The organism is Achromobacter sp. DH1f (assembly GCF_000633435.1).
Lineage (GTDB): Bacteria > Pseudomonadota > Gammaproteobacteria > Burkholderiales > Burkholderiaceae_B > Achromobacter > Achromobacter deleyi.
Genome location: NZ_AYMF01000009.1, coordinates 47,196 through 63,850 on the forward strand (window position 1 = coordinate 47,196; position 16,655 = coordinate 63,850).

Consider the following 16,655-nt stretch of genomic DNA (forward strand, 5'->3'; position numbering starts at 1 on the left):
CTAGAACTGATAACGCGTCGTCAGCAGGAAGCTGCGCGGCGTGCCGTAGTAGTTGCCGCCGTTATTGCCCTGCATCGATTCAAAGTAGCGCTTGTCGAACAGGTTGTTGACGTTGAACTGGATGTCCAGCTGCCGGTTCACCTGATACCCGGCCACCAGGTCCACCACCGTGAACGGCGACTGCTTGAGCTCGTAGCCTTCGCTGCCGGTCAACGACTGCGTCGACGTCTTGCTTTGCGCACGCACCGCGCCGCCCAGCCGCCACTTCTCGTAAGCGCCGGACAGGTGATACATGGCGGCGATCTTGAACTGATGCTGCGGAATGTAGCTGGCATAGGGTTGGCCCTGCGCGCCATCGATGCCGCCCGACGACACCTTGGCGCGGGTGTAGGAATAGCCGATGCCTACGTTCAGGCGCGGCAGCAGTTCGCCGTTGACGTCGATTTCCACCCCTTCGCTCTTGACCTTGCCCACCGCCCGATAGCAGTTGGTGGCGACAAAGCACGACGGGATGTCGGTCACCGCCTGCGGCAGGTTTGACTGCGTGGTCGAGAACACCGCAATCGCAGCGTTGATACGCTCATCCAGATAGCTGCCCTTCAGCCCGACTTCGTAGTTGGTGCCCTCTACCGGCTTGAGCACCGTGCCGGACGTGTCCAGGTAGTACTGCGGCTTGAAGATGCTGGAATAGCTGGCGTAGACCGAGTGGTTGTCGTTCAGGTCGTAGGTCAGCGCCGCGTAGGGCGTGAAGTGCTTGTCTTCGCTGAACTTTCGGTGACTGCTCCAGGCGCCCTGGTACTGGCTGTTGTCGAAGTCGAACCAGTCCAGGCGCGCGCCCAGGATCATGCTCAGCGGATCTGCCAGGCGGAAGCGGCCCGTGGCATAGGCAGAGGTCAATTCCGACCGCTGGTCGCGGCGCCACAGCGTGTCTTTCACGAAATCGGTACGGCGGATCGAATCCGGGTTCCACGTGTACGGATTGACGCCGCCCAGCATGTAATAGCCGTCCGGCGTATCCAGGTAACTGTAGCCGTCGTCACGCCAAGTGTCCTTGCGGTAGCTCGCACCCAGCGCAATATCGTGAAAGCGGCCGAACAGTTTGACCGGCCCTTGCGCCGACACGTCAAAGCTCTGCTGCTTCTTGTCGTAGTCGTAGCGCCCGCCCATCACGTCGTACAGCATGTTGCCCTGCTCGTCGTAGCTGCCGCTGACGAAATAGGCGCCGTCCAGCGCCGACTTCGCATTCACCGAACGCGCCGCGGCCTTGGCTACCCAGCCGCTGTCGAACGTGTGCTTCAACTCGGCGAATACGCTGTTTTCTTTCTTGTCCCAATAGCTCCACGACGGCGAGAATCGCCGCGACCGGCGAATGTCCAGCGGCGAGCCATCCGGCGCGGTCGGCACGCCCATCCATTCGGAACCCGGGTTGTCTTCGGTGTTGGAATGCCCGCCCAGGCTCAATGTGGTGCGCGGCGCGAGGTCAATATCCAGCACGCCGTAGTACAGGTGCTTGCGGCTGCTGTAGCCGTCGATGAAATAGTCGCGCGACTGCTGCGACGTCACAAACCGCCCGCGCACCGAGCCACTGTCGTTCAACGGACCGCCCGCATCGAACTCCCCCGAGAAATTGTTCCAGTTGCCCGCGCGCCCCGTCAGGATGAACTGCGCCGTGTCGGTTGGCTGCTTGCGCACGAAATTGATCGCGCCCGACGGGTCGCCCATGCCCGTCATCAGCCCCGTCGGCCCGCGCACCACTTCGACGTGGTCGTACATGGCCGTGGTGCTGTAGGTGGACGTATCCGTCTCGTACGTGACCGGCATGCCGTCCAGCAGGAACGTATTGATCGTGAACCCGCGCGAAAAATAGCGCGAGCGGTCATTGCTCCAGTGGTTCACCGTGACGCCCGTGGTGCTGTTGGCCACGTCGTCGATGGTTTGCATCGCAAAGTCATCCAGCTTCTGGCGCGTGACCACGCTGACGGACTGCGGCGTTTCCTGGATGGTCAACGGCAGCTTGGTCGCCGTATTCATCGCGCCGGTGGTGTACGACCCCGTGCCTTCCGTCGTGGCATTGCCCTTGCCCACCACCGTGATGCTTTCCATCACCACGCTGGCGTCATTCGGGTCGCGCGACAGCGCCACCGTGCTGCCCTTTCGTTCATAGACCAGCCCCGATCCCGCCAGTAACGCCTGCAGCGCCTGGTCGGGCGTCAGTTGGCCCGACACGGCCGGGGCCCGCAGATGACGCACCACGTCCGGCGAATACGCCAGGTCCCACGAGGCCTGCCGGGCCAGCTGGATCAATGCGCTTTCCAGCGACTGCGCGGGCAGGTTGACCTGCAGCGCCGCTTCCTCTGCCCGCACGGCAGTCAACGGCATGGCCGCCGCCAGCAACAACGACAAAGCCAACGCGCCCGCGCCAAGGGCGGGCGGCGTGCAAGAACGGAGTCCAACGGATTTACGGTTCACGGAACAAGCTTTCCTGATGATTTTCTGGGAATCGACGCTCGCCGGCCGAGGTGTCGGCCCGCAATGCTGGCGATGCGCGGCAACGCCAATCAGCGCGCCTGTCTGCAAGACGCCGCGGCGTGCCAAATCCCTGATGAAAATCCGGGGCTTATTTGAAACTAAATGAAACGGTCGGGGCGCGATCGCTTTAACCTGCGGCCCCAGCAATGGGCGCAATCAACGGCCTAGAATTGTGACGACGCCGTCCGATGCCGCCTGCACGCGCACCGGCGCAATCGCGGGCAAGAGGTCCAGGAAGGCCTGCGGGTTATCCACATTGAAGACCCCCGAGATCCGGATGCGCCCGACCTTGGCGTCGGCCACGCGCATGGTCTTGCGGCCATAGCGGTTCATCTCGGCCACCGCGTCGGCCAGCGGCTGGTCACGAAACACCGCCTGGCCCGCCTGCCAGGCCAGCAGATTGGGCACATCCACCATTGCCGACGGCGACAAGCCGCCGTCCGCCAGCGTATGCGTACCCTGGCCGCCGACAAGCTGCACCTGGCTGCGGTTCCACCAGTGGCCGGCCTTCACGTCCACCGTGCCGGAATCCACCGCCACCTGCACCGCGTCGGCGTCGCGCCGCACATTGAAGCGCGTACCCGTGACCCGGATCGTGGCGCCGCCCGCCTCGACATAGAACGGCCGCTGCGCGTCCGGCGTCACCGAGAACGTCGCCTCGCCCGCCTCCAGCTCGACCACGCGGCGGTCGGCGTACAAGCGCACCGACAGGCGGGTCGCGGTATTCATGTCCACCACCGACGCATCCGGCAACGATGCCTGTTGGCGTTGCCCCGCCTGGGTCGCGTATTGCTGCGCAAACGTCGGCGACGCGCCCAACCATTGCGGCAGCGCGACGCCGACTACCAAGGCGGCGCAGGCCAGCGCCAGCCCCAGCGTCAACGGGCGCCGCAACCCGGAACGACGGCGCGCGGGTTCAGGTTCGGCCGCCAGCGCACGCAGCTTGGCCGGGTCCACCAGCGCCATGCCATTCCAGACCCCGCAGGCGCGGCGGTATTCCAGGTCGTGCGCGGGATCAGCCTGCCGCCAGGCGTCGAACTGCCGCTGCTGCGCCGCGTCCATCTGCCCCGAGCGCACGCGCGCGAACCAGAACGCGGCGGCGTCGCGCGGGTCACGCAGCAGGTCGGGGTCGATGGGGTCTGTCATTGCGCGGCGGATCAATCCGGGCAGAAGCGTTCAAGCTGTTCGCGCATCTCGCGAGTGGCGTCCATGATATAGCGTTCAACCGTGTTGAGCGCCAGGCCCATGCGCTGCGCGATCTCGGGCTGCGAATAGCCTTCCAGGCGGTGCCACACATAGGCTTGCCGCTTTTTCAGCGGCAAGCTCGCCAGAGCCTGTTCCAAGGCGTCGGCCAGTTGCCGCGCGCGCACCCCGGCTTCGGGATCGTGCAACAGCGGGTGGTCATCGGCCGACAGCGACTCGAGCGACGTCTCGGGGTGACGCGACTGCCGCCGGATCTCGCTAATCAACCGGTTCTGCGCCGCGCGGTACAGATACGACTTCGCATCCAGCGCCGCCGCGCGTGTATTGGCCAGCATGTGCGCCATCACGTCCTGCGCCGCATCCTCGGCATCGCTGGGCCGCGAATTGCGCTTGGCCCACGACCCCACCAGCTCGCTGTAGTAGGCGAGCCAACCTTTCAGGGGGTTGGTGGAGCGGGACATGGGGCCGAACGTCGCGTCATGGCAAAAGGACGGCCATATTAACAATGATTCTCAATTAATGAATACACTTGCCGCTGCCGGCCCCGGCGCGGCGCATTGCGCAACACCTGATACCCTGGGGCCCGTCACCGCGGCTCGCACCCTTGCGCGCCGCCGTTTTTGCCTTGAGGAATGCCATGACTTTCAGCTCTGACGCCTGGGCGCGCAATGCCGCGCTGTACGACAAAACGCGCTCCATGCCGTTCAACCAGGAACTGGCCAGCGGCCAGCTCAGCGAGCAGGCATTTCGCCACTACATGATCCAGGACGCCCATTACCTGCTGGCCTTCGGCCGCGCCCTGGCCGTGGCCGCCGCCAAGGCCGACCATGCCGACGGCGTCGTGCAATTTGCCGACGCCGCCAAGAACGCCGTGGTGGTCGAACGCAGCCTGCATGAAGGCTTCATGAAGCAATTCGGCATCGACGCCCAGACCTTTGCATCCACCCCGCTGTCGCCCGCCAGCCACCACTACACCAGCTTTCTCATCGCCACCGCCTGGAGCGCGCCCTACCCCGTGGCCCTGGCCGCGCTCTTGCCGTGCTTCTGGATCTACGCCGAAATCGGCCGCGACATCCACGCGCGCGCCACGCGCCCCAATCCGTACAGCGCGTGGATCGACACCTACGCTGGCGAAGAATTCCATACCTTGGTGCGCGAGGTGATCGCATCGGTGGACCACGCGGCCGACAAGGCCTCGGCGCAGACGCGCGAGGATATGCATCGTGCCTATACGCATGCGGCGCAACTGGAATGGATGTTCTGGGACTCGGCGTACCGGTTGGGGGAATGGCCGGTTTGATCGCCCAAGAACGCGACCTTTCAACCCACCGGAAACAGCATGCTGTCTCATCCTCGTAGCAACCGAATCAGCGGACAAGCTCCCGCGATAGTCAAGCCGTGGTCTCGCGTTGCGTTAGCGGCAGCCGTCCTATTGTTGGCCGGCTGCTCGTCCGCCAGCTTCAAGCAGATCAAACCCTATGATCCTGCGGCCGACGCGCGTTTGCGCGTCTACTGGGGGCCTTATGTCACGGTGCGGTTCAACCAGAACTGCCAAGGGCGCGTCGAGGGCGGGGCCGCTTATCGGACCATCGCGCTCAAGGCGGGGCCATCATGGGTCGGTAGCGAAAAAGCCAGAACCATCGGCATGCCGTTGCCTGAAGTGCACGACAAGTATTTTGCGGAATACGCCGTGCCCGCCAACGTGCCTATTCTTATCGGCCGTTCGGGTGGCGGCGTCGATTACCGCCCCTCTGTGATCATCACCCAACCGACCTTCGACGAGCGGGTGAGCGTCACGTTGCAGCCCGGCAAAGACTACGAAACCCACTTCATCGGTGGCACTGTCACGGTACGAGAGCTGGTGACCACGGAAGGGGCAGTGTCCACACGCCCACTACCCGCCGACCAGATAACGTCCTGCCCGGCGACGGTCAAGGGGCGTTGACGGCATAGGCAGTCACTTGCCATAGGCATCGCGCGGTTCGGCCAGGCGGAGCAGCCCGGTCTTGCCGCATTGATACGGATAGGCCTCGGTACAACGCTTGCGCATCGTGTGCGCCAACTTGTTGGCCATATCCGCCGCAATGCGCAGGCCGTCTGCAGCTGGGCCTCGATTGGAATAATCACGCAGTGAAATCGGGTAGGCGTCTTCGGCATAGCCGCGATACTCGCCCGACTCGGCGTCGTACAACCGCACCGAGATAGCCACCGACGGCCCGTACTGCTGATAGCCACCAAAGCCACTCGGCTCACTCAGCGCCACGACGTACTTCGCCCCGATGGCCGCCGCATCTTCCGTCAGTGCCTGCGGCCGGGCGGACTTCGGGTCTGACTTGCGCAGCTTGAATGTCGCCTTGATGCCTGCCGCATCCATGGCACCCGGCAGTTCGTTGTTCAACGCCTTGCACACGGCCTCGGCCGCATACAGCGCCGGCAGCGCCGTGCGGGCGCCGATCCATCCGGAGTCGTCGATCTGCTTCTGAAAATCGCAGTCCGACGTGTAGACCAGCACGGGGCTGATCACCTCATCGGGCGCGGGATTTGTCGCCAGCGGCTTGGCCGGCGAGCCCATGATGAATGCGCAGCCGGAGGTCAGCAGCGATACGGCGGCAGCGGCCGCCAATTTGAGGGCTTGCATGGTCGTGGTCGTATCCGATGAAGAGAATAAGGCGCTGCGGTATTGACCTACTTGGTGGAGGCAACCGCGTCGGAGAACTGGAAGATCTCGGTGTAGACCGGCGAACTCCAGTAGGTCAGTCTTGCGCCCAGCTCGTCGCGGGCGGCCTTGTAATCGCCCAGCAACCCCGCGTAGGTCAGATAAGTCTTGTCCGACTCACCGTAAAAGCGCGTAAACGATCGGGACATCAACGGGGTGCCCTCGGGGTCCTTCAGGGCGTACTCGATGATCGTCATCGGCTTGTACGAGTCGGTGGCCGATGTGGCCCCATACCCCGTGCTGACGCGCAGCCACAGCTGCATATAGCCATCGGTGGGAACCAGGTCGGCGGACGTGCTTTGCGACAGATCGTCGCTGCCGCCAGGCCGCGTCACTTTCGTCACTTTCACCTGCCGGCCGTCCTTTTCCAGCTGATCGCCGATTTGCCGGGCGAATGTCTGATTGATGCTGTCGTCGGGCAGGTTGTCCGCGATCAGCTTGGAGAACTCCTCAGAGCGTCGCACCGTGCGCGACTTGGAGTCCAACTTGTGCGCGGCGTCGGCCCCCAGGCCTGCCAAGAGGCCAATCGGACCCAGGATGCCCAGCAGGCCCACCGACTTGGATCCCCCCAGATCCACCACCCCGAAATCGTCAGCATGATAGAAAATTTCGACCTGCTTGCCCGACTGGATCACTGTCCGGTTGGCCTGCTTGTCCCGTTCGTATCTGGGCGTAGGCTGTTTAACCGCGCAACCACTCAATACCAGTACCGCCATTACTGCCACTGCGAATAGCTTTTTCATTTCTTATTCCGAACGTGGCCGCTGCTTTGGCGGCCAGGGTAAAGGGACATGCTTGGAGAATGAACCGGGCGCCTGCGATCACGTGCCGGCGAAGCTGGCGTAGCCCGCACCCCAGGGTGGTCGATCCGCGATGCGGACGATCACTTTGATGACGACAGGGGTCCAAGTACTAACGGCGAATGGCGCGGGATATTAAGTGCGCCGGAGCAGGATGCGTTGGGCGTTGAAGGACTTTACGCCGAGAAGATGCGTTGTCCAATCAGATAAGTCTGAGATTTCTGCGTTTGGTGAAGCGGGTGATTGGCTTTGAATAAGGTGTCAGACTACGCTTTTCGAGGCCGCCCACGGGCTTTGGATACAACCCGTCGCCCCAGAGACAGTTCAAGTGCTGCTTTGAACTCATCATCCGCTGTCGGATGACCTTCTCTACTCGCTCGGCGCATCAATGCCACCTCATCCGCAGATTCCTGGCTCCGCACATAATCTTGATATGTCATGCGGCGCGGCCGCTCGTCGACGGCCAATGCCAAATACACTGGATGCAGATCAAGCCTAGAGCTATCACATGACCCCATCCTCGCCCGATAGCTGGACCACTGATAGTCTTCGTAGCGCGCGACCATCCCCGCCCTGACGGGATTGAGTTCTATATATCGCATACAGGCCAAAAGGTAGGTTTCTGTCTGGACGACGCTCGATTTATATCGAGATTCCCACAGAGAGCCAGATCGCCTCGACCGATCATTGAAGCGCCGAGTCGCACGCCTAGCGACCTCTTTCATTAGTCGAGCTACCCCACTCACGTCATCGCCAGGCGTAAGTAGAAGATGCACGTGATTCGTCATCAGGCAGTAAGCGTGCAACTGTACGCCTAGGTCGACTTTCTTCTCATTGATATCAGCGAAATAAGCGCCGTAGTCATCCGCTGACACGAATACCGCTTGACGGCTGTGACCTCGCTGTACAACGTGATGCGGGCAGTGGGGAACGATTAATCGGGGCAGCCTGGGAGCCATGGCCAAAAACGTAGTCTGACACCATATTTGACTTCGCCCCGCACCCCAAACCTCTGATTTGAAATAGGTTTCCCTGGAAATTCGTGGGGAAACCTCAGAGTCGGACACCTTATTTCAGAAAGCTCGCCCAGTTGTACTTCGGTGCACTCAAAACACGTTCACCATTCTGCGCCGACTACAGCTAAACGCCTGACGGCCAAGACGGTATCTTATTTACATTATTTTCCGGCCAAAACAATATTAGTGATTATTGCTACCGCCCCTCTCATATATCATTTTTATCTCTTTAACAAATTTATCAACGACCCCCCTCGGCCCAAAAACTTTCAACCCTATGAACGTCTCGGCTTCAATAATTATTGTGCCCTCAGCCATTTTCATAGTTAATCTTTCAACATATTGAGACCCACCGACTCCAGAAAATCTATCCAACTCTATTGCATTGTTGTTCGACAATACAATTGCGATCGCATCTCGAAGATCATCATCATATTCTTCACCAAGATTAACAACTATCTTTTCTGTGCTCATCTTGCATACCCCAAATCTCTCCCGCCAGGACGAGAGGCAGATTGAATTATTTTTTTTCTTCATCCTCGCCATTTCGCTGCTCTATTCTTCTACGCTTTAACCATCCGCGTGGATAGGGCGTCCGCTCAAAAGGGCGAATACCTAACTGTGACGCCCTTGCGGAATACCCACCGATCAGTGCAAAAACAAATCCCACGCAATACACCCAACCGGTATCCCAAATCTCGAAATCTAGAAAAATAAAGGCCACCCCAATTATCAGGATTGGATATCTAAAGACAGGCGATATATTGCCTTCCTTGGTAAAGAGGCGATAGCAAAAATCGATAGCATTGTTTACTTTAGTTTGCATATCAATTTTTCAGATATTCGCCTATTTCATTGAAAATAACAGCACCATTTGGCACGACCGTCCCCACTCTTTTCACGGCCAAATCGATCCCGCCGCCAGCTATATATAAGCTTTAGGATTCGGCCGGATCATCTGTCCCAACCCACCCAGGAACCAACCGCTGACATCGGAGCCCTTAGCAGCTAATTGAATAGCAATAAAGTGTCAGACTACGCTTTTCTTGGCCGCCCATGGGCCTTGGATAGAACCCGTCGACTACAGCTAAACGCTTAACGGGAAAGACGGTATCTTATTTATTACAAGTATTGTCTACTTTTACGAGTGCCCGGAAAACCCGGGTTAGCTCAGACTACGTTTTTAAAGGACCCTCTTCAGGCCGAAATGTAAATTGACACCTTATTTTTCAGTCATTTTTTTTGTTTCCAGCCTCACCATCTCTTGCGACGCCGCCTTCCTTCTTTTGCAAGCCAGCCCGGAGGATAAAGGGCATCCTCAAACGGCTTTATTCTTAACGCGGTCGCTTTTCCGGAAATTCCGCCGATGCCCGCCAGAACAAGGCCAACTAGGTAAATCCAACCGGTATCCCATATCTTTACGTCCAATAAAATCAAAGCGACGCCGAAAATCGTCAAAATAAATTGACATACCATCCTAATAGAACCATCTCGAATGAACCAATCTCTCATCCCCACTCCACACTAATTTGCATACCGACTCTTGATTTTAAATAATAAATAAGGTGTCAGACTACGTTTTTCGAGGCCGCCCACGAGCCTTGGGCACAACGCGTCGCCCTAGAGATAACTCAAGTGCAGCGCTAAAGTCACCATCAGCAGTAGGATGACCTTCTCTACTCGCTCGGCGCATCAATGCCACCTCATCCGCAGATTCCTGGCTCCGCACATAATCTTGATATGTCATGCGGCGCGGCCGCTCGTCGACGGCCAATGCCAAATACACTGGATGCAGATCAAGCCTAGAGCTATCACATAACCCCATCCTCGCCCGATAGCTGGACCACTGATAGTCTTCGCAGCGCGCGACCATCCCCGCCCTGACGGGATTGAGTTCTATATATCGTATACAGGCCAACAGGTAGGTTTCTGTCTGGACGACGCTCGATTTATATCGAGATTCCCACAGAGAGCCAGATCGCCTCGACCGGTCATTGAAGCGCCGAGTCGCACGCCTAGCGACCTCTTTCATTAGTCGAGATATCCCACTCACGTCATCGCCGGGCGTAAGTAGAAGATGCACGTGATTCGTCATCAGGCAGTAGGCGTGCAACTGAACGCCTAGTTCGACTTTCTTCTCGTTGATATCAGCCAGGTACGCGTCGTAGTCATCCGCCGACACAAATACCGCTTGACGGCTGTGACCTCGCTGTACAACGTGATGCGGGTAGTAAGGAACAACTAATCTGGGTAACCTGGGAGCCATGGCACAGTTATCCAACAACATAACTGCCGCAGCCTAGCACTCGCGTCAACGGCTGACGAACAGAGGTGGATAAATAAGCCTCACCTTCCTGCCCGCGTCAGCTCAGGCTCAGTTTCGGCCAAAAACGTAGTCTGACACCTTATTTAATCACCTTTCCGCGAATCGTTTGAGTTCGCTTCGCACCTCAAGCCTCTGATTTGAAATAGGTTTCTCCGGAAATTCGTGGGGAAACCTCAGAGTCTGACACCTTATTTTCAGGAGATAAATCCCAAAATTCTCAAGTCACTTTTAAGCTCGCTTGCGTCTTCCGCCGGAATTTTTTTCAGCATATCGGAAAGCTCATTTTCATCGAGTATCTTTCTGATAGCGCCTCGGTGGTATTCCTGAATGTTCTCCTTCGCGCGCCCAGCGTCAAGTATCAGAGAGAGGACCTCAAGCATTAGCTTCTCCACTGGAGTATCAAAGGAATTATCGAATTCACCATATGCATAACCGACCTCACTCTCCCCCTCCGACCATCGACTTTTGTGATTTAGCTTGGTTCTGCAATAGCCATAATAACGACTCAAAAAATATTCGCGTAACTCTCTATACGTTGTAATTTCTTCCATTACGGCACTCCCTTTGGGGGACGAAGCATAGCGTCATTGTTATCGAGAATTTTTACTAAGATGTTTGGATATCGTATATTAAATTGCTCGACCGCAAACAAACAACTTTCACACGCTCTTTTTTCGGTAAATATAGTCACCGTCCCTCTCATCGATGAATTTCCCGCTAACTGATCAGCAATATTGTCGAGAATTATATATTCTGTATCTGTGGCGCGATAAACCATGCGACCAGCTTTGTTAGGCACCTCAAAAGCTATGAAATTCCCGCTTCCCGATCCCACCAGCCCCTTACCTGCTTCAGAAACCGAACTATGTGCCGCCATTTGCGTAGGAACTCCTGGGATATCTATTTCTGCAACTGCGACGTTACCGCTTCGCTTTAAGTCAGATGGCAGTCCAGCCCGCACAGTCATCACTCTTTGAGCTAGATAGTCCGTATCAATCGGGCGTGGAGCAATCCTCTCACCAATGATCTTTGCATTAAGATTTTCGAATATTTTTAATACTCGAGCATTACTCAGCAGAGCAAAGGCAATCTCCTTATCTTTCGCACCAAGATAGCCCGCCGCCCCTCTTACGATTTCATCCTCAGTAATGCCACCTAGCAACAATGCGATTTGTCGGTCGATCAACTCCACGCTTCCAGGGTCATCTTGATACAGCTGTTTTGCCTCTTCCAAGGACTCAATCGCACCTTTAATACTTGAGTACTTTGCCGCGCAACTGGTGCCGCATGGTATTCCAAGATAGGCCTCTGCATTTGTGACGTTCTGGCTGGCAGTCAGACCGGGATCTCTCTTACCAAATCGAGCCTGCTGCTCAGGCGTCCACGAGCCATCCACATTGCCATTGAGCAAGTAGTCCCGCCGTTCCGCAGCACTGGCGGTGAATAACGATGCGGGCTTATTGTTAGCTATGTATTGCCGGGCGAATTCGTCACGACCCGAGTTATCGACAGCATCCGCTCGCTCGTCGACAATGGCATACCCCGCAGACAACAAACGCTGGTATGCCTCTTCCAACGAAATGTTCTGTCCCGTCACTTCCGAGACGTACTTCCGCATCCCTTCGGCGTTTTCCTTTGCCCACTTGCGCTCGTCAGGGTGAAGTTGCCGGTTATACATGTTGGCAGCAAGAGCCCCACCTGCGCCACTGCCGCCACCGATGAGGCCACCGGCGGTGCCCGCGATAACGTTAGTAATTACATCCGCGACCTTATCTCTGAGTTCGGGGGGAAGATCCGCTACAGCCTTCTGTATTTGCTCCTGCACCAGGTTGCTTGCCACGTCGCCCGCAACTGTGCCGGCGATTGCCCCAAGTACGTTGCCTCCCCCAAGAGCGGCCCCAACTCCCGCCACTACAGCGTGTAAAGCAATCGAACCCTTCTTCCCTTCACCCCAAAGCTCGGGGTTCTCCTTCGCAAGATCCTTCAGCACATCCCCCGCGATCTGCATCCCCAGCTGACCAAACGCCTGCTGGAATTCGATCTGCTCGCGGACCTTGTCCTTGTCGAAGATCTTGCCAATGCTGCCGTTCGCGCCAGCCGTGTCGCGACTCAGCCCCGCAGTGCTATCCCGCCCCGTGTCCTTATCCGACCGCACTTCAATCGTGCCCGCCGATACTGCAGCACGGGTCGTACCGGATTCGCTACCGCTGGTGGTCGCAAAACTCAGCCCCGACGGCCCGCCGCCTAGCGCATCGCCTTTATTGGGCTTATCAAACGCGCCAGACATGCCCAGGCTGAGTCCCACCGTGGTCGACTTATAGTCCGCCTTGTTCTGCAGGTCGCGGAACCCCAGCGTTTCCGTGGACAGCCAGTTCTTGGTCGCCTCGGCGTCGCTGGCGATGACAGCGCCCGTCAGCTGCGTATGCTTGCCGACGTAGATGTCATAGCCACCCTTGCCTGCGTACAACCCCGTCTGTTCCACGACGCTGTCGTAGTTCGACTTGGTCTTGCCTTGGCTTGCACCGATATAGGCGTTGCCGGACATGGAACCGAAACTGAAACTGGCGCCTGCATTGGCCTGCTGTTGCTTGGCGTCGTAGCGGTCCGAATCCTGCTGGCTGGTCAGGATCAGATTGCGGCCGATGTCCGCGCGAATACTGTCTGCGCGCGCCTGGGCGCCTTCCAGAATGGTGTCGCCGCCGGAGATCAGGGTCAGGTTGTCGCGCGCGCTGACCTGGGTTTCGCGGTAGGTGGTGCCGTTACCCTTGGCGTTGCCGCTACCGACATAGCCGCTGGCAAAGATATTGATGCCGCCACCGCTGCCGCTGTCGGATACGCCGATACCCACGCCAAGCTTCCAGCCGCTGTTTTTATTGGTGGACACTTCGGTGGACGTCAGCGCCTGGCTCTGCAACATCAGGTCGTTGGTCGCCGCCAGCAACACGTTCTTGCCGGCCAGGTCGCTGCCGATGATGGACAGGTTGCCCGTGCCGGCTACGCCCTTGTCTCCCAGCGCAACGATGGAGATGTTGCCTCCTGCCATGACGGATGAGCCAAACGCCGACTCTTGCGTGCGCTTGGTTTCGCTGACGGACTTGCTGGCGCCGATGCTGATCTGGATCTGGGCGCTGGCTGCCTCCTTTTCAGCTGCGGTGGCCTTCGCCCCCTTGGCCGTGTCCATCGTCCGCTTGGCTTGCACCGCCTGATACGCGGCCTGCCCGACCTTGACCGCGGCCAGGCGACCGCTCTTGGCTTCACCCGCCTGCTCCAGCGTGCCCTGAATCTGCTGTGCAGCACCCAGCATGCCGCCCGCCACGCCAATGGTCAGGCCGGATTGCTTGAACTCGTGGTACTCATGCTGACGCGCCTCACCCACACCAGCGATGATGGCGACGTTGCGACCAGCGATGGAGATATTGCCGTCCTGGGCCAACAAGTTGCTGCCCATGACGCCCACATCGCGGCCAGCATCGATGATGAGGTCACCGCCAGCACTACCGATGGTGCTGGCGGAATAGCCGCCGCTGGCGCCGCGGTTCCAGTCCGTGCGTTCTTGCTTGTTGTAGCCCAGGCTGAAGCCGCCTCCGCCGCCCAGACCCGACTTCTTGACCTTCTCGTACTGGTAGTCCTTGTAGGTTTCATCTTTGGCCAGGACTTGAAGATCGCGGCCGACGCCGATCTGCACGTCGCGGTCACCCACGACGTTCGAGCCAACGACCGTCATGTCGCGGCCAGCCAGCATCACGACCGAATCACCGCCGAACGTCGAACTGACCCCTTGCGTCCATTCCGTCTCGCGGATGCGATGCGTGGTCTTGCTCGACAGGAAGCCCTTGGTCTTGTAATAAATCTCGTTGTAGGTGTACCCGCTGGAATCGCCCGCGAGTATGTTGATGTCGCGCCCGGCCCCTACGGCCAGTTGCTTGTCGGACGCCACTTGTGCAGCGATGGCGTTGACATCCTGCGTCGCGATCAGCGTGAGGTTGCCACCTGCGGCAATCTGCGTGCCAACATCTTCGGTCGTGCGCATCTCCGCCCGGTTCTTCTTGCCGAAGTCGTGCGATTCCCCGTACCGCGTACCGGCGGCCGTCAGGTTGATATCGTTGCCCGCGCGAATGGTGGCATCGTCCTTGGCGGCGATAGCCGCGGCCTGGGCGTTGAAATCCCTGCCCGCCTGTGCGCTCAAGGTGCCCGCATCGACGCGCGCCACGCCATCAACGATCGTGTTGCTGATACCCCCGCGCACGTTCGACTGGGTGCTGGAAGTCAGATTGATATCCCGGCCCGCAACCAGCGTGACCGACTCGCCCTTGAGCAGACCCGCCAGGTTGTCGATGTCGTTGCGCGCGTTCAGGTTGACGGTCTTTCCCTGCATGGCGCCGACGCTGTTGCGCACGTTCTGCGCGTCGACGACCAGCGCGTTGCGCGCGCCGATGGTGCCGCTGTTGTTCACATCACCCGTTGCGCTGATCTGGGTATCGCGGCCCGCGATCAGCGAGCCGTCGCCGCGCAGGTCGCTGGGCTTGACCGCCAGGTACACCTGCGGGGTCAGCACCTTTTGCTGGGTGCCGTCGGGCAAGGTGACGGTCTGCTCCACCAGCCAGACAATGTCGCCGGTCAGGTGGCGCATCTGGTCTTCGGACAGCGCCGTGCCGATGGTCAGCCCGAACTCGCCTGCAAAGTCGGCGCCCGCGGCAAGCAGCGCCTTGTACTGGGTTTCGTTGTCGGTGTAGTCGCCCACGAAACGCTGGCCGCTGGCGAGCATGACCTGCTCGGCCACCAGCTTCTGTTCATAAAAGCCGTCGCCCAGGCGCTTGAGGATCGTGCCGGGGTCCTGGTTGAGTTTCTGCAGCAGGAAGTCGCTGGACACCACCGAACGCGAGCCGATGAACTGGCTGTCGGTGGCGATCAGGTACGGCGCATTGGGCGCCTGCATGACGCGGTACAGCGCGCTGGTCGGAATGACGGGCGGCAGAACGACGACCGCGATGGCCTTGTTGCCCGGCAGCGCGATGCGGGTCAGGCTGGCCGGCGGCAGCGCCTGGGTGACGGTACTGGCGCCGGGCGTTTGACCGGATGTCGATACCGCGGTGTTGCCTTGCGCGGCGCCCAGGCCGGTTTCGATACGTTCGGCCAGGACGGTGGCGTTGTAGTCGGACCGGTTGTATTTGCGCGAGTCGTTTTTCTCGTAGGTATAGGCCATGGTGCCTACGCGGTCGACCGTGCGCAGGCCTTCGGCGCCGACGTTGCTGAGCGTGCCGCCTTCGGTTTTGAGGGTTCCGCCGGCCAGGATGCGGCTCTTGTCGTTGACGATGTTGCCGGCCAGACGCGCGTTGCCGCCCACGATGATCTTGCCCGGATCGCTTTGCGTGATGCGGGTTTCGCGCGTGATCTGCGTGACTTCGTAGAAGGTGAAGTCCTTGATCATGCGGTTGTTGCGGAAGTCGGCGTTGAAGTCCTTGATCTTCTCGTTCAACGTGTCGTAGAGCTGCAGGTCGCGCTCGTAGGTGGCCTGTTGCTGGGCCAGGTCCGCAGGGCAGCGCCAACCGCACTCGTCCGGAGTCGGCGGTTTCTTGATGCCGATGGGGCGCTCGACCTCGAAGACCGACCAGATCTTGGCGTCGGGTTTGTACAGGAACTGAGGCGGATTGGTGTAGCAGTTGCCCGCATCGCCGCCGCTGCAGCCGTAATATTCCGCGATGTATGCCAGCCCGATGGGCGCGCTGACACCCGCGCGGCCCTGCTGGTCTTCCTGGATATTGCTGTAGTCAAAGGGCGGGCCGTATTGGCTTTCCGGATAGCGGGTCGACGGCATCAACAGGCGCCGCTCGTCGTATTCACCCATCCAGCCGGGGCCGCGCCCGCAGATGGATTTGACGGTGTTGCAGAACCACATTCCCTCGCCGTCGACGATCTCGGTGGTGCCGTCCAGGCGATAGAACCACTTGGCCTCGCTGCTGACCTCGAACGTTTGGCTGGCGAAGTGCAGGTTGCGATTCTGGATGCTGGCCGCCGCGATGTCGGCGTTGCGCTCCGCTTCGATGGTGGCCGATTCATTGACCAGC

Annotated in this window: 15 protein-coding genes; 3 read left to right on the forward strand and 12 right to left on the reverse strand. The window is 59.2% G+C overall.

Annotated features, from left to right (window positions below; genetic code table 11):
- Positions 1-2,379 (reverse strand): TonB-dependent siderophore receptor, encoded by a 2,379-nt coding sequence (locus U858_RS0107770; protein ID WP_042884606.1) that lies wholly within the window; start codon positions 2,377-2,379, stop codon positions 1-3.
- Between U858_RS0107770 and U858_RS35600 the strand changes: the two genes are divergently transcribed.
- Positions 2,378-2,635 (forward strand): hypothetical protein, encoded by a 258-nt coding sequence (locus U858_RS35600; protein WP_157838786.1) that lies wholly within the window; start codon positions 2,378-2,380, stop codon positions 2,633-2,635. The genes U858_RS0107770 and U858_RS35600 overlap by 2 nt on opposite strands.
- Positions 2,636-2,685: 50 nt before the next feature.
- Here the strand turns inward: U858_RS35600 and U858_RS0107775 are convergent, their stop codons facing one another.
- Together U858_RS0107775 and U858_RS0107780 are read right to left on the reverse strand one after the other, a co-directional pair.
- Positions 2,686-3,675 carry a FecR domain-containing protein gene (locus tag U858_RS0107775; RefSeq protein WP_025136606.1) on the reverse strand — a complete coding sequence of 330 codons (990 nt, stop codon included), beginning with the start codon at positions 3,673-3,675 and terminating at the stop codon, positions 2,686-2,688.
- Between the two features lie 11 nt (positions 3,676-3,686).
- Entirely contained in the window at positions 3,687-4,193 is a 507-nt protein-coding gene (locus tag U858_RS0107780; RefSeq protein WP_025136607.1) for an RNA polymerase sigma factor, read from the reverse strand.
- A 176-nt stretch (positions 4,194-4,369) separates the two neighbouring features.
- Between U858_RS0107780 and tenA the strand changes: the two genes are divergently transcribed.
- Positions 4,370-5,032, forward strand: coding sequence for a thiaminase II (gene tenA / locus U858_RS0107785; protein ID WP_025136608.1), 663 nt, complete (start codon positions 4,370-4,372; stop codon positions 5,030-5,032).
- Positions 5,033-5,071: 39 nt separating this feature from the next.
- Positions 5,072-5,677, forward strand: a complete 606-nt coding sequence (locus tag U858_RS0107790; protein WP_157838788.1) for a hypothetical protein — start codon at positions 5,072-5,074, stop codon at positions 5,675-5,677.
- Positions 5,678-5,689: 12 nt separating this feature from the next.
- On the opposite strand, the gene U858_RS0107795 is transcribed toward U858_RS0107790, so the two are convergent.
- The 9 genes from U858_RS0107795 to U858_RS0107815 all read right to left on the reverse strand — a co-directional run bounded on the left by U858_RS0107795 (position 5,690) and on the right by U858_RS0107815 (position 16,486).
- Positions 5,690-6,370, reverse strand: coding sequence for a hypothetical protein (locus U858_RS0107795; RefSeq protein WP_025136610.1), 681 nt, complete (start codon positions 6,368-6,370; stop codon positions 5,690-5,692).
- A 47-nt stretch (positions 6,371-6,417) separates the two neighbouring features.
- A complete protein-coding gene (locus tag U858_RS0107800) occupies positions 6,418-7,191 on the reverse strand; it encodes a hypothetical protein (RefSeq protein WP_025136611.1) in 774 nt (257 codons plus the stop codon).
- Positions 7,192-7,514: 323 nt separating this feature from the next.
- Positions 7,515-8,207, reverse strand: a complete 693-nt coding sequence (locus tag U858_RS36480; RefSeq protein WP_198529708.1) for a transposase — start codon at positions 8,205-8,207, stop codon at positions 7,515-7,517.
- A gap of 240 nt (positions 8,208-8,447) precedes the next feature.
- Complete coding sequence (locus tag U858_RS35610) at positions 8,448-8,738, reverse strand: hypothetical protein (protein WP_157838789.1); 291 nt, start codon at positions 8,736-8,738, stop codon at positions 8,448-8,450.
- Positions 8,739-8,784: 46 nt separating this feature from the next.
- Complete coding sequence (locus tag U858_RS35615; protein WP_157838790.1) at positions 8,785-9,090, reverse strand: hypothetical protein; 306 nt, start codon at positions 9,088-9,090, stop codon at positions 8,785-8,787.
- Positions 9,091-9,518: 428 nt separating this feature from the next.
- On the reverse strand, positions 9,519-9,776 hold the full coding sequence (locus U858_RS35620) for a hypothetical protein (RefSeq protein ID WP_157838791.1): 258 nt from the start codon (positions 9,774-9,776) through the stop codon (positions 9,519-9,521).
- A 61-nt stretch (positions 9,777-9,837) separates the two neighbouring features.
- Entirely contained in the window at positions 9,838-10,551 is a 714-nt protein-coding gene (locus tag U858_RS36485; protein ID WP_369797648.1) for a transposase, read from the reverse strand.
- A gap of 233 nt (positions 10,552-10,784) precedes the next feature.
- On the reverse strand, positions 10,785-11,141 hold the full coding sequence (imm2, locus tag U858_RS34725; RefSeq protein WP_081821570.1) for an Imm2 family immunity protein: 357 nt from the start codon (positions 11,139-11,141) through the stop codon (positions 10,785-10,787).
- Positions 11,141-16,486, reverse strand: a complete 5,346-nt coding sequence (locus U858_RS0107815) for a hemagglutinin repeat-containing protein (RefSeq protein WP_232786512.1) — start codon at positions 16,484-16,486, stop codon at positions 11,141-11,143. The genes imm2 and U858_RS0107815 overlap by 1 nt, the downstream gene beginning before the upstream one ends.
- Positions 16,487-16,655: the final 169 nt, after the last annotated feature.

Excerpts from the sequence above, each read along its gene's own strand:
- U858_RS35600 (WP_157838786.1), top strand. The coding sequence starts at position 2,378 with ATGGCCGCCGCCAGCAACAACGACAAAGCCAACGCGCCCGCGCCAAGG.
- U858_RS0107770 (WP_042884606.1), bottom strand. The coding sequence starts at position 2,379 with ATGCCGTTGACTGCCGTGCGGGCAGAGGAAGCGGCGCTGCAGGTCAAC.
- U858_RS0107775 (WP_025136606.1), bottom strand. The coding sequence starts at position 3,675 with ATGACAGACCCCATCGACCCCGACCTGCTGCGTGACCCGCGCGACGCC.
- U858_RS0107780 (WP_025136607.1), bottom strand. The coding sequence starts at position 4,193 with ATGTCCCGCTCCACCAACCCCCTGAAAGGTTGGCTCGCCTACTACAGC.
- tenA (WP_025136608.1), top strand. The coding sequence starts at position 4,370 with ATGACTTTCAGCTCTGACGCCTGGGCGCGCAATGCCGCGCTGTACGAC.
- U858_RS0107790 (WP_157838788.1), top strand. The coding sequence starts at position 5,072 with ATGCTGTCTCATCCTCGTAGCAACCGAATCAGCGGACAAGCTCCCGCG.
- U858_RS0107795 (WP_025136610.1), bottom strand. The coding sequence starts at position 6,370 with ATGCAAGCCCTCAAATTGGCGGCCGCTGCCGCCGTATCGCTGCTGACC.
- U858_RS0107800 (WP_025136611.1), bottom strand. The coding sequence starts at position 7,191 with ATGAAAAAGCTATTCGCAGTGGCAGTAATGGCGGTACTGGTATTGAGT.
- U858_RS36480 (WP_198529708.1), bottom strand. The coding sequence starts at position 8,207 with ATGGCTCCCAGGCTGCCCCGATTAATCGTTCCCCACTGCCCGCATCAC.
- U858_RS35610 (WP_157838789.1), bottom strand. The coding sequence starts at position 8,738 with ATGAGCACAGAAAAGATAGTTGTTAATCTTGGTGAAGAATATGATGAT.
- U858_RS35615 (WP_157838790.1), bottom strand. The coding sequence starts at position 9,090 with ATGCAAACTAAAGTAAACAATGCTATCGATTTTTGCTATCGCCTCTTT.
- U858_RS35620 (WP_157838791.1), bottom strand. The coding sequence starts at position 9,776 with ATGAGAGATTGGTTCATTCGAGATGGTTCTATTAGGATGGTATGTCAA.
- U858_RS36485 (WP_369797648.1), bottom strand. The coding sequence starts at position 10,551 with ATGTTGTTGGATAACTGTGCCATGGCTCCCAGGTTACCCAGATTAGTT.
- imm2 (WP_081821570.1), bottom strand. The coding sequence starts at position 11,141 with ATGGAAGAAATTACAACGTATAGAGAGTTACGCGAATATTTTTTGAGT.
- U858_RS0107815 (WP_232786512.1), bottom strand. The coding sequence starts at position 16,486 with ATGTGGTTCTGCAACACCGTCAAATCCATCTGCGGGCGCGGCCCCGGC.